This is a genomic window from Kitasatospora sp. NPDC093550 (assembly GCF_044764985.1).
Lineage (GTDB): Bacteria > Actinomycetota > Actinomycetes > Streptomycetales > Streptomycetaceae > Kitasatospora.
On record NZ_JBIWJF010000003.1, the window covers coordinates 292,028 to 303,860 of the forward strand.

Below are 11,833 nucleotides of genomic sequence, written 5' to 3' on the forward strand. Positions count from 1 at the left end.
GACCGGAGCCCGAGGGCGGCCCGCGCGAACCCGCGCGGGCCGTCCGCCGCTCAGCCCTTGAGGTCGAGCGAGGGGAAGAGGTCCTCGAAGGGCTGGGTGGTCACCGAGACGCTGCGCGCGAACGGGTTGTCGAAGTCCCAGATCATGAACAGCAGGAAGGCGATCAACGCGCTGAAGCAGAGCGCCAGGACCAACTCCCTGCGCGTGTTGCGGATCTGCAGCGCGAACAGCATGCCGACCGTCACCACGGCCCCGCCGATCAGTCCGAACCAGACCACGTCCGGCATCGTCGGACCGGCGTTCTGGCCGCGCGAGTTGCGGGCGTCGGAGGCCTGGTCGATCCGGTCCAGCATCGGCTGGTAGGCCTGGGACTCCAGGTCGGAGGCCGGCGGCCGGGTGGCGACGTCCGTCTGCAGCTTCTGCAGCAGCTGGCCGCCCTTCTCGGTGAGCTCGCCGTTGTCCTGCATGTAGCTCCACTCGGTGTTCACCACGTACGTGACGTAGGCGTCCACGTCGGCGCGGACCTGGTCGCGGAACTCCGCCGGGTAGACCACCGCGCGGTCGCTCACCTCGCGCAGCGACTGCGCTTCGCGGAACAGGTCGTCCTGGGCGGCGCCGCGCGCCTCCCAGACGCCCGCGATGGCGAGACCGAGGACGATCGCGTAGACCACGCCGATCATCATCGTGATGTACTCGATGACGTCCGGTGTCTCGTCGACGTTCTCCACGGCGCTCGCGCGGCGGTGCCTCAGCAGCACCACCGCCACCACGACGACACAGGCCGCCGCCATGGCGATGATCAATGCCACCCACTCGGACATGGGAACTCCCTTCTCTGGCTTGGCTTGTGACGGGAACGGAAACTCAGGGGGCAGCCCCGGGCCGAGGCGGTCCCGGGGCCGGGCGGCGGGCGCCCGGGCCCGCGGGGTGGATCAGGACCGGCCGGAGCCGCCTCGGCCGTTGCCCCCACCGCGGCCGCCGCCACCGGGGCGCAGGGCCGCCGCCGCGAGCACGGCGGGGACCATGACCAGCAGCATCGTCTTGGTCATCGAGCCGCCGTGGTGGCGCTGGGGCGCGGCCATCGGCTTCGCCACCGGCACGTGGAACGACGGCGGCGCCGGCGCGGTCGGCCAGATCGGGCTCGGACGCGGCGGCGACGGGACCGGGCTGGGCGCCGCCGGGACCGCGGGCGGCGGGACCACGGGGGCCGGGACCGGTACGGGCGGTGGCGGCGGAGCCGGAACCGGGGGCGCGGGCGGCGCCGGAGGCGGCGGTGCGGGCACCGGCGGCGGGGGCGCCGGTGAGGAGGGCGGCCGCGTCGGGTCCGGCGTCGGGCTGGGCTTCGGCGGAGTCGGCGTGGGGGTCGGTGTCGGCGTGGGGGTGGGAGTCCGCGTCGGCGTGGGCGTCGGCGTCGGGGTGCGCGTCGGTGTCGGCGTCGGGGTCGGCGTGGGAGTCGGACTCGGGCAGGGGTGCGGGTGGTGGTGGTGCGGGGGCTTGTGACCGTGGTGTCCCGCGCCAGCGTGGGGGGCGACGCTGACCCCGACCTGGACGTCGACCCCGACGCCCACGTCCACGCTGCCGCCGGGCCCCACGGAGACCGAGACGTCGGTCTCGGTGCAGACGCAGGTGTCCACGACCGGGCCGTGCGGGTGCCCGTCGCCGTGTCCGCCGTGCCCGGCGACGGACGCGGAGGCACCGGTGGCCAGCGCGAACATCGCGACCACCCCGACCGCCGCGCCGATCAGCCGTACCCTCCGCCCAGTGGCCGCCGCCCCACCGCCCTGCGGCGATATCCGTCGTAACTGCCGACGCTGGGACATGGGCTCCACACACCTCTCGGGTCGCCTAGGGAGTACGGGGAACGGGGCGCGGGGACGCGCTCGATCGACCCGCCGGGTCGGAGCGGGCAGGGGGTGACAGCAGTCGCGTCCGATCGACAACCAAGCGGGATTCGATCGGGCACGACCAGAAACGATCAGACCCGCTCAGCCGGACGGCCCACCTCCGGGGGCGGGCCGTCCGTCATCAGGTCAAACGATCATCGAGCAGGCCGGTTACGGCTCGTGCTCGTTGTTCCGCGTACCGGGCAGCGGCGCTCAGTGGCGGCGGTGCGCGATCTCCACGTTCTCCAGGACGCCGACGGCGTCCGGCACCAGGATGGCGGCCGAGTAGTAGGCGCTGACCAGGTACGAGATGATCGCCTTCTCGTCGATCCCCATGAACCGGACCGAGAGCGAGGGCTGGTACTCGTCCGGGATGCCGGTGTGGTGCAGGCCGATCACGCCCTGGTTCTCCTCACCGGTACGGATCACGAGGATCGAGCTCGTGTTCTCCTTGGTGATCGGGATCTTGCTGCACGGCAGGATCGGCACCCCGCGCCAGGCCGGCACCTGCTGCCCGCCGAGGTCGACGTGGGTGGGGTACAGACCCCGCGCGTTGAACTCGCGGCCGATCGCGGCGATGGTCCGCGGGTGGGCCAGCAGGTAGTCGGGGTCGCGGCGGCGGTTGAGCAGCTCGTCCAGGTCGTCCGGGGTGGGCGGGCCGGAGTGGGTCTGGATCCGCTGGTCGAAGTCGGCGTTGTTGAGCAGGCCGAACTCCGGGTTGTTGACGATCTCGTGCTCCTGGCGCTCGCGCAGGGCCTCGATGGTCAGCCGGAGCTGGTGCTCGATCTGGTTCATCGGCTCGTTGTACAGGTCCGCGACCCGGGTGTGGACCTTGAGGATGGTCTGCGCGACGCTCAGCTCGTACTCGCGCGGCTTCAGCTCGTAGTCCACGAAGGCGCCGGGGAGTTCGAACTCGCCGTGGTGGCCGGCGGACATGGCGATCTCGGCCTCGCCGCGCTCGTTCTGGGCCTGCAGCGGCAGGGCCAGGAAGGCCTGGAGGTGCTCCTGCAGGCTCGGCGCGTTGTCCCGGATGGCGGCGAAGTCCGCCCGGGACAGGGTGAGGGCGACACCGGAGGTGGCGGTCTTGGCGGTGAAGTCCCAGGCGGCGTCCGGGTTCAGCAAGGCGTCGTCGCCGAAGCGGTCGCCGTCCGCGGCCACGCCGATCTCGATCTCGTCACCGTACTTGCCGGTGCCGACCAGGTTGACCCGGCCGTGCGCGATCAGGAAGATCCGGTCGGCGGCCTCGCCCTGGGTGGTGAGCACCTCGCCGGGGCCGAAGTCCCGCTGCTGGCAGCGGTCGGCGAGGGCGGTGAGCACCTCCACGTCCTCGTACCCGCGCAGCAGGGCCAGCTCGCCCAGCTCGGCCGGGATGACCCGGACCTGGGAGCCGGTCTTGATGAACTCCACCACGCCGTTGCCCACGGCGTAGGTGAGCCGGCGGTTGACCCGGTAGGCGCCACCGGCGGCCTGCACCCAGGGGAGTACCTTGAGCAGCCAGCGGGAGGTGATCTCCTGCATCTGCGGGGCGGACTTGGTCGTGGTGGCAAGGTTGCGGGCAGCGGCCGTCGCAAGGCTCTGCTGCTTGACCTGCTCTGTCTCCGGGGTCGTGTCCACGGGCATCGGCAGGGTCTCCATTCCTGTGGTCGGGTCACGCGGCCAGGGCCATGGGGACCGCCCTGGGCGCATGCCGTGACGGATCATCAGATCCGCAGACTGGTGGGGGCGTTGGCGAATTGTCGCGAATGCGGCCGTCGTCACCCGGCGGCCCATCCGGAACCCTAGATCACCAGAACCCGACCGGGCCCGTACGGACGCCCAGTACCCCCCGATAGGGTGAATCTCCCGTGATCGGCACCCACCGCACGGAGATCGCGAGGAACATCCGTTCGCTCCTGCGGTTCCCGTCCCGCCAACGGCTTTCCCACCCGCGCCTCCTCCCGCCGAGCACCCCCGGGGCCCCTCGCCCGGCGTCAACCCGGCACACCGGGCGGGTGGTTCGTCGGCACACCGGCCCAGTGGTTCGACGGCACACCGGCCGGGCTCCCGGGAGAAAGCGAACGGCCCGCCAGGTGCCGGAACGGGGGTGGCCGGCACCTGGCGGGAGAACGGGGGGCGCGCCGTGGGGGACGTGCACCGGGACGGTCAGGCGCAGGCGACCTGCGTGCCGGGGACGCCGACGATGCCCGACTTGTTGTTCAGTCCGCCGTTGTACTCGAAGTACAGGTAGGAGTAGAAGTCGATGCGGGTGGCGTCGCCGCAGGCCGAGTCGGGGGCGACGGCGTAGGTCACCGTGAAGGAGCTGCTGGCGCCGGGGTCGAGCGGCACGTTGTACCGGGCGATGCCGCCGTGGACGTTGTCGCTGCAGCCGTTGGTCTGGGTGCCGCAGGCCGTCGCCGTGAACTTGAGACCGGTCTGCAGACTGGTCCCGTAGGTCTCCTGGACGCTCTGGTAGACGAACTGGATGGGTGTGTCGTACGGGTTGGTGAGCGTCAGGGTGAGGGTGAACTCGCCGCCCCGGACGGTCGTCTGTTTGTCGGAGACGGCCGTGAGGGGCAGCGGGGAGTCGGCCCGGGCGGGAGCGGAGGAGAGGAGCAGACCGACGACGAGGGCCGGGCACGCGACGAGCGCGGCGCGGATCGGATGTGTACTGCGCATGACCAAGGAGCGTAGGCGGAGCCACCGCTTCGGTTGCCCTCCTCGGCCCCGGTCCGTACCGACGCAGGAGGGGGGAGCGGACGCCGTGCACCGCCCGGTCGCGTTCCGGCCCCACCGGGGCGCCCGGGGGCCTATGCTTCGCCGCTCCCCCGGCCCGGATCCCCGGCCCTCGCCACTCCCGCCCGTCGCCTCCCGTTCGCCCCGGCAGCCCCTCGTGTTCAGGCCGACGGCGGCAGGACGTCGCAGAGCGCCGCGACCGCCGCCGCGTAGGCGTGGTCGGGCGGGGTGGCGTAGCCGACCACCAGGCCGTCGGCGGCGGGCATCTCCTCGGGGGCGATCGCCGGGTGCCGGAAGTCGGCGAGGCCGTCGACGGCCAGGCCCCGGTAGGCGGCGGCCTTGAGCACCGAGCGCTCGGTGCCCGGCTCCAGCCGCAGCACCGCGTGCAGGCCGGCCGCGATGCCGGACACCCCGACGTGCGGCGCGCTCGCCGCGAGCGCGCCCACCAGGTGGTCGCGGCGGTCCCGGTAGTGGCGGCGCATCCGGCGCACGTGCCGGTCGTAGCCGCCGGAGTCGATGAACTCGGCGAGGGTCAGCTGGTCCAGGGCGCTGGCCCAGCCCTCGCGTTCGCCCTTGGCGGCGAGCACCCGGTCGACCAGGTGGTCCGGCAGCACCATCCAGCCGAGGCGCAGCGCGGGGCTGAGGCTCTTGCTGGCGCTGCCGAGGTAGACCACCCGCTCGGGGTCGAGGCCCTGGACGGCGCCGACCGGCTGGCGGTCGTAGCGGAACTCGCCGTCGTAGTCGTCCTCCAGGAGCAGTCCGCCGCGGCCGCGCGCCCAGTCGACCACGGCGGCGCGCCGGCCCGGGTGCAGCGGGCCGCCGGTGGGGAACTGGTGGGCGGGGGTGAGCAGAACGGTGCGGACGTCCCGGTGCCGCGCCAATCCGTCGACGACGGCGCCCCGTTCGTCGATCGGCAGCGGTACGGCGGTGACCCCGGCGGCGGCCAGCAGCCCGCGGTGGAAGCCCAGTCCGTACGCCTCGACGGCCAGCGGACCGTACTCGGCGGGCGGCAGCACCGGTCGCGCGCCGTCGAAGAGCAGCCGCAGCGCGTGGGCGAAGCCGGAGCAGATCACGATCCGGTCCGGGTCGGTGCGCACTCCGCGGGCGCGGGCCAGGTAGTCGGCGAGGGCGGTCCGCAGCTCGCGGCGGCCCTGCGGGTCGCCGGGGCCGAAGGCCTCGTTGGGCGCCACGGACAGGGCCCGCCGGGCGGCCGCGAGCCAGGCGGTGCGGGGGAAGGAGGCGCCGTCGGGCTGGCCCTGGCGCAGGTCGTGCCGGGGACCGGGCCGGGGGGCGGGCCGGCGGGCCCGGGTGGGCGGGACGGGCTCGGCGCGATCGGCGACGGCGGTGCCGGAGCCCTGACGGGCGGTCAGCCAGCCCTCGGCGACGAGTTCGGCGTAGGCCTCGGCGGCGGTGTTGCGGGCCAGGCCGAGGTCGGCGGCGAGCGCCCGGTACGGCGGCAGCCGGGTGCCGGGCGCCAGTCGGCCGCTGCGGATCGCCTCGCGCAGGGCCGTCATCAGCGCGGCGCGGCGGCCGCCGGTGGCGGGGAGGTCGAGGTGCAGGTCGTTCCCGGTCGGGTGGGCGGGCTCGGAGGGGTGCGTGCCCCGCGTGTCCGTCATGTTCACGCACCCTACCCGCCGCCCCACCCCGCCCCGCGCGCGGTCCCGCCCGCGCTCCGGGCCCCCGCCGGGCACCCCTCCCACGGGACGACGGGCACCTCCTATGGGACGGCTTCCGGGACGGCGGCCACCTCTTCACGGGGCGACGGTCACCGGTCACCTCCCTACGGGACGACGGTCACCGGCCAGCGGCCCGCCTTCACCAGCCGGACGGCCACCGATCCGATCACCTTGTGCCCGGCCTGCTCCGAGACGCCGACCACCACCGCGTCCGCGCGCAGCTCGTCCGCGAGCTTGGCCAGTCCGCCGTACGGGTCGCCGCGCATGGTCAGGAAGCGCCATTCCACCTTCCACACCTCGCGCACCCGCTCCTCGGCCTCGCGCAGGGCGGCCAGCAGTTCCTCGGCGATCTCCTGGGTGGTCTCCTCCACCGCGGCCCCGGCCAGGGCGGTCGCGGCGCCGAGGACCGGCTGGATGTAGGCCACCGCGAGGACGGCGCCCTGCCGGCGGGCCAGGCCGGCGGCGTAGGCGGTGGCGCGCCAGGAGGAGTCGGAGCCGTCCAGCCCGGCCAGGACCACCTTGGGCCCGTCCGTGCCCAGCTCGAAGCCCCGCGGTGCGGCCGCGGCCTCGGGGCCCTCGTCGCCGATCGGCACCCGGGTGGGCGCCCCCTCCGGCGTCCCGGCCCCGGCCGCCCCTCCCCTGCCCGCGTCCGCCGCTCCGGCGGCCGCGGTGTCCGCTGCATCGCTGTCGTTGCTCATGCGCCAGAGGCTATGCCCGACACCGTGCGTGAGCGCAGCGGGCACCCCGGGTGAGGCCTGTGGTGCGGGCCACCCGGAGCCGCGGCGGGGCGGGCGGAACCGGCACCGCCGGCGCGGGCGCCGTCACGCGCTGTCGACGATGTGCGGGGCCTCACACGGCTTCTCGTGTGGCCCGGGCCACTTCACGGCCTGGTTTGATCTTGGAAATAGGTGCAAATCGGGCGAAATTGCCACAATTCCTTGATCCTTACCGACGGTAACAGGCCTCTGACGTGGCTAAACCTTCGAATCCTTGAACCCGGCACCACCGCCCCCGTAACTTCGAACCCGTTGCACCGAGCGATCCGCTCCGGAGGGCCTCACCGCCCCCGAGCAGGACACGGTGCCGGACCACGCGAGTGACGTGTCCCCGAAACCGACGGCCTTCCGAGGGCCTGGTTCCGCGCGCTCGCAACCCCCTCCGAAAGGAAATCCATGACCTTCCGTAACGAGACCGCCGCTGCCACCACCACTGCCACCCCGAAGCGCCGCAACCGCGTCCGGATGGCTCTGATGGCCGGGGCGCTCACCGCCCTGCCCGTGGCCGGCCTCGTCACGGCGACCAGCGCCTCCGCCGCCCCGTCCACCGTGTGGGACAAGGTCGCGGCCTGCGAGGCCACCGGCAACTGGGCCATCAACTCCGGCAACGGCTTCTACGGCGGCCTCCAGTTCACCTCCAGCACCTGGGCGGCCTTCGGCGGCACCTCCTTCGCCCCGCGCGCCGACCTGGCCACCAAGGACCAGCAGATCTCCGTCGGCGAGAAGGTCCTCGCGGCCCAGGGCCCGGGCGCCTGGCCGATCTGCTCCGTCAAGGCCGGTCTGACCAAGTAAGGCCTGCGCACGCAGGGCCTGAGCAGCAGAGGCCCGAGCGAGCAGAACCCCGCGAAGCCGCCGCACCCCCACGGGTGCGGCGGCTTCGTCATGCCTCCGGCTCCGGCCGGGGCGGGAGCGGCAGCGGCAGGGCGGGCAGGCCGTCGATGCTGGAGACCACGAGCGGCTTGCGCTCGCAGTACGCGCCGAACTCCTCTTCGCCCTTGCGGTCGAAGTACTGGGCGTGCAGATCGCGGTCGGCGCGGTAGTCCATGAACGGCACCGCGTAACCGCAGGAGTCGCTGACCCGCTCGGCCCGCACCAGCACGATCGCCCGCAGGCCCGCACCGTCGGCGGCCGGACCGAAGTGGCCGAGGAGCTCCGCGAAGCGCGGATCGTCCCGGAAGACCGGCTCGCCCCGCCCGTGCACCCGCACCACGGTCGGGGGCCCCTCGAACGCGCACCACATCAGCGTGACCCGGCCGTTCTCCCGCAGGTGCGCGACCGTCTCGGCCTGCGAGCCGCCGAAGTCCAGGTAGGCGAGGGTCAGTTCGTCGAGCACCGCGAGGGTGCCGGAACGCCCCTTGGGCGAGAGGTTGACGTGCCCGTCGGCGGCCAGCGGAGCGGTCGCGACGAAGTAGACCGGCTGGCGCTCGATGAAATCGCGCAGCCGCCCGTCGATGCGTTCGTACAGCTTTCCCATGGGCGCGATTCTGCCCCCATCTCGGCTGGCGGGAAAGGAAGATCCATTCCCCGAGACACCCGCGCGGCAGCGGCGGGACTTCCCCGGACGGTCCGCGGACGGTCCGCGGACCGTGCCCCGCGGTGCACCCGGGATCATCCGTGCACACGTCACCCACCCCGCCGAGCACGGGAGTTGGGATGGCCCCGAGCACCCCGCCGACGACCGCGCCCGTCCTGGTGCCGGGCGCACCCGCACGGGTACGAGACGCGCCGCGGCCCCGTCCGGCACCTTCGGGTGGCCCGGCCGGCCCGGGGGCCGGCCGGTCACCGATGCGCGGACGGGGCCGGCAGGGCGGGGCGCGAGGTCACTGCTTCATGTAGACGCTGTCCATGAAGTCGATGATCTGCTGGTCGGTCAGCCGCTGGCCGTCGCGGTGGCCCATCGCCAGGTCGGCCTCGCTGATCATGCCCACCAGCCGCTCCCCCTCGATCACCGGGATGCGCCGGATCTGGTGCTGCTCCATCTTGCGCAGCACCGCGTCCATGCTGTCGTCGGCGCGCACGCAGTGCAGGTGGCCGGACAGCTCCATGGCCGTCATCGTGTTCGGGTCCTTGCCCTCGGCGATACATCGCAGCACGATGTCGCGGTCGGTGATGATGCCCTTCAGCTTCTGGTCGTCGCCGCAGATCGGCAGCGCGCCCACGTTCTTGTCGCGCATCATCATCGCGGCCTCGGCCAGCGTCTGGTGGGCGCCGATGCACTGGGCGCCGGTGTGCATGATGTCTCGGGCAGTGGTCACGGGGACTCCTTCGTCGGTGGTTCCCCCCGCCATCCCCCCGGACGGTGCTCCCGCACGCCCGGGCCGGGCGTGCGGGGGGTGACCGCGCCATCACCATAAGCAACGCCGGGCCCGTCCGCGACCGCGACCGGACGCCGCCGGCCGGCGCCGCCGATACTGGAGGAGTGACCACGGACACCGGGAATCCGGCCGACCGGGCCGCCGATCCGGCCCCCGGCGGCGCCGTCGACGAGGCCGTCCGGGCACGGCCCGCCACGGCGCTGCGCCCGTACGTGGCCTGCTACTCCGGCTACCGGCAGCGCGGCCTGGCCCCCGCCGTGCACCGCGGCCTGCCCTCCCCGTACCTGACCTTCATCCTCACCCTCGACGAGCCGCTGGTGATCGCCGGGCATCCCGACCCCGCCCAGCCGCCCGGCAGCTACCCGACCCTGCTCGGCGGCCTGCACACCACCCCCGCGCTGATCACCCACCAGGGCGCGCAGTCCGGGGTGCAGATCGCCGTGCACCCGCTCGCCGCCCGGGCGCTGTTCGGGCTGCCCGCCGGGGAGTTGGCCGGGATCGACGTGCCCGCCGACGAGGTGCTCGGCCGGCTCGGCCCGCGGCTGCAGGAACGCCTGCAGACCGCGCGCACCTGGGCGGAGCGGTTCGCCGCGCTGGACGGCGCGTTGCTGCGGGCCGCCCGGCCGTCCGGGCAGGTGCCGCCCGAGGTGGGCTGGGCGTGGCGGGCGCTGCGGCGCAGCGGCGGCGCACTGCCGGTGGCGGCGCTGGCCCGGGAGACCGGCTGGAGCGCCCGGCACCTGCAGGAGCGGTTCCGCCGGGAGACCGGGCTGACGCCGAAGGCCGCCGCCCGGGTGATCCGCTTCGACCGGGCCCGGCACCTGCTCGCCGGCACCGCCCCCGCACCACGGCTGGCGCAACTGGCCGTGCACTGCGGGTACTTCGACCAGGCGCACCTGGCCCGCGAGTTCCGCGCGCTGGCCGGGGCGGCGCCGAGTGCCTGGCTGGCGGCGGAGGGGCCGGAGACCGCGAAGTTCCGAAACGTCCAAGGCGGGGCACCCGAGGCGGCCGCAGAGTGGGAGGCGTAGCGGAACCCGGGACCCCGGACCCCGCGCACTCCACCGACGATCCCGAGGAGAGCGGCCATGGACGCCACCGAGACCCCCGCCCCGCAGGTCTGGCCCAGCCTGCGCGCCACCGACGCCCGAGCCCTGATCCGCTTCCTGGTCGAGGCCTTCGGCTTCCAGGAGGTCGTCGCCTACGGCGAGGACGACTTCGTCGCCCACGCCGAGCTGGCCTGGCCCGAGGGCGGCGGCGTGATGCTCGGCTCCGACCGCGAGACCCCCGAGGGCGCCGCGCCCTGGGCGGGCAAGCCGGGCGGCTTCACCGCGTACGTGGTCACCGCCGACCCGGACGCCGTGCACGACCGGGCGGTGGCCGGCGGCGCCCGGATCACCACCGCGCTGCACGAGACGGAGTACGGCTCGCGCGACTTCGCCGCCGCCGACCCGGAGGGCAACCGCTGGTACTTCGGCACCTACCCGGGCGCGCCCCGGCCCGCCGCGCGGTGAGCCCGGTGCCCCGGGCGGTGGCCGCCGAAGCGGGGCAGACTGGCCTGCGGGGGCCACCCACCGGAGGCGTCGGAGGCGGACCGTGCCGCAGATGACGGTGGACGGGCGCACCCTCGCCCTCTCCCACCTCGACAAGGTGTACTACCCGCGCACCGGCACGCCCAAGGGCGAGGTGCTGCGCTACTACGCCGCCGTCCACACCGCCCTGCTCCCCCACCTGCGCGACCGCCCGGTCTCCTTCCTGCGCTGCCCGGACGGCGTCGAAGCGGAGGTCTTCGTCGCCAAGAACCCGCCCCCGGGCACCCCGGACTGGGTGCGCACCGTCGACGTCCCCAGCAACACCGGCGAGCTGCGGCAGGTGGTGCTGGAGGACGGCGCGGCGCTGCTGGCCCTCGCCAACCTGGGCTGTCTGGAGCTGCACGTCCCGCAGTGGCACGCGGCCGCCCCCGCCCTCGCCGACCGGCTGGTCCTGGACCTCGACCCCGGCGAGGGCGCGGACGTGCTCACCTGCCGGACGGTGGCGCTGCTGCTGCGCGAACGGCTGGCGGCGGACGGCCTCACCGCCTGGGTGAAGACCTCGGGCTCCAAGGGCCTGCACCTGCTGGTCCCGATCGAGCCCACGCCCAGCACCAGGGTCTCGGCCTACGCGAAGGCGCTGGCCGCCGCTCTGGAGGCCGAGCACCCGGAGCTGACCGTGCACACCATGGCCAAGGCCCGCCGCCGCGGCCGGGTGCTGGTCGACTGGTCGCAGAACAACGCCAAGAAGACCACCGCCGCGCCGTACACCCTGCGGGCCCGGCCGCTGCCGACGGTCTCCACCCCCCTGTCCTGGGCGGAACTGGAACGGGCCGCCGGCGAACGGGAGCTGACCTTCACCCTCGCCGAGGTCCCCGGCCGGCTGGCCGCCGACGGCGACCTGTTCGCCCCGCTGCTGGACCCGGAGCGGGCCCGCCCGCTGCCCGG

Annotated in this window: 11 protein-coding genes and 1 pseudogene; 4 read left to right on the forward strand and 8 right to left on the reverse strand. The window is 74.2% G+C overall.

Translation table 11 applies throughout. The features are described from left to right. Positions 1-50: 50 nt before the first annotated feature. The 6 genes from ACIRD3_RS06735 to ACIRD3_RS06760 form a co-directional block, all read right to left on the reverse strand. Positions 51-821: a hypothetical protein gene (locus tag ACIRD3_RS06735; RefSeq protein WP_402212621.1), complete on the reverse strand. Its 771-nt coding sequence runs from the start codon at positions 819-821 to the stop codon at positions 51-53. Positions 822-932: 111 nt separating this feature from the next. Continuing rightward, positions 933-1,094: a hypothetical protein gene (locus ACIRD3_RS06740; RefSeq protein WP_402212623.1), complete on the reverse strand. Its 162-nt coding sequence runs from the start codon at positions 1,092-1,094 to the stop codon at positions 933-935. 1,002 nt (positions 1,095-2,096) lie between these two features. Next, positions 2,097-3,503: a family 2B encapsulin nanocompartment shell protein gene (locus ACIRD3_RS06745; protein WP_402212626.1), complete on the reverse strand. Its 1,407-nt coding sequence runs from the start codon at positions 3,501-3,503 to the stop codon at positions 2,097-2,099. Between the two features lie 522 nt (positions 3,504-4,025). Further along, a complete protein-coding gene (locus ACIRD3_RS06750; RefSeq protein WP_402212629.1) occupies positions 4,026-4,538 on the reverse strand; it encodes a hypothetical protein in 513 nt (170 codons plus the stop codon). A gap of 218 nt (positions 4,539-4,756) precedes the next feature. Further along, on the reverse strand, positions 4,757-6,211 hold the full coding sequence (locus ACIRD3_RS06755; RefSeq protein ID WP_402212632.1) for a PLP-dependent aminotransferase family protein: 1,455 nt from the start codon (positions 6,209-6,211) through the stop codon (positions 4,757-4,759). A 164-nt stretch (positions 6,212-6,375) separates the two neighbouring features. Continuing rightward, complete coding sequence (locus ACIRD3_RS06760) at positions 6,376-6,858, reverse strand: universal stress protein (RefSeq protein ID WP_402212871.1); 483 nt, start codon at positions 6,856-6,858, stop codon at positions 6,376-6,378. A 585-nt stretch (positions 6,859-7,443) separates the two neighbouring features. Here ACIRD3_RS06760 and ACIRD3_RS06765 point away from each other — a divergent pair. Then, the gene (locus ACIRD3_RS06765) at positions 7,444-7,839 is read left to right on the forward strand and encodes a transglycosylase family protein (protein ID WP_402212635.1); all 396 of its coding nucleotides are present in this window, start codon (positions 7,444-7,446) and stop codon (positions 7,837-7,839) included. 88 nt (positions 7,840-7,927) lie between these two features. Here the strand turns inward: ACIRD3_RS06765 and ACIRD3_RS06770 are convergent, their stop codons facing one another. Continuing rightward, positions 7,928-8,521 carry a pyridoxamine 5'-phosphate oxidase family protein gene (locus ACIRD3_RS06770; protein ID WP_402212637.1) on the reverse strand — a complete coding sequence of 198 codons (594 nt, stop codon included), beginning with the start codon at positions 8,519-8,521 and terminating at the stop codon, positions 7,928-7,930. 346 nt (positions 8,522-8,867) lie between these two features. Next, positions 8,868-9,302 (reverse strand): CBS domain-containing protein, encoded by a 435-nt coding sequence (locus ACIRD3_RS06775; protein ID WP_402212639.1) that lies wholly within the window; start codon positions 9,300-9,302, stop codon positions 8,868-8,870. Between the two features lie 164 nt (positions 9,303-9,466). Here ACIRD3_RS06775 and ACIRD3_RS06780 point away from each other — a divergent pair, with 164 nt between their 5' ends. The 3 genes and pseudogenes from ACIRD3_RS06780 to ligD form a co-directional block, all read left to right on the forward strand. Further along, positions 9,467-10,387: a helix-turn-helix domain-containing protein gene (locus tag ACIRD3_RS06780; RefSeq protein WP_402212641.1), complete on the forward strand. Its 921-nt coding sequence runs from the start codon at positions 9,467-9,469 to the stop codon at positions 10,385-10,387. A 57-nt stretch (positions 10,388-10,444) separates the two neighbouring features. Continuing rightward, the gene (locus ACIRD3_RS06785; RefSeq protein ID WP_402212644.1) at positions 10,445-10,870 is read left to right on the forward strand and encodes a VOC family protein; all 426 of its coding nucleotides are present in this window, start codon (positions 10,445-10,447) and stop codon (positions 10,868-10,870) included. Positions 10,871-10,961: 91 nt separating this feature from the next. Continuing rightward, a pseudogene (ligD, locus tag ACIRD3_RS06790) lies at positions 10,962-11,831 on the forward strand (non-homologous end-joining DNA ligase); the annotation flags it as partial. Positions 11,832-11,833: the final 2 nt, after the last annotated feature.

Coding starts and splice junctions, on each gene's coding strand:
- ACIRD3_RS06735 (WP_402212621.1), bottom strand. CDS start 821: ATGTCCGAGTGGGTGGCATTGATCATCGCCATGGCGGCGGCCTGTGTC.
- ACIRD3_RS06745 (WP_402212626.1), bottom strand. CDS start 3,503: ATGCCCGTGGACACGACCCCGGAGACAGAGCAGGTCAAGCAGCAGAGC.
- ACIRD3_RS06750 (WP_402212629.1), bottom strand. CDS start 4,538: ATGCGCAGTACACATCCGATCCGCGCCGCGCTCGTCGCGTGCCCGGCC.
- ACIRD3_RS06755 (WP_402212632.1), bottom strand. CDS start 6,211: ATGACGGACACGCGGGGCACGCACCCCTCCGAGCCCGCCCACCCGACC.
- ACIRD3_RS06765 (WP_402212635.1), top strand. CDS start 7,444: ATGACCTTCCGTAACGAGACCGCCGCTGCCACCACCACTGCCACCCCG.
- ACIRD3_RS06770 (WP_402212637.1), bottom strand. CDS start 8,521: ATGGGAAAGCTGTACGAACGCATCGACGGGCGGCTGCGCGATTTCATC.
- ACIRD3_RS06785 (WP_402212644.1), top strand. CDS start 10,445: ATGGACGCCACCGAGACCCCCGCCCCGCAGGTCTGGCCCAGCCTGCGC.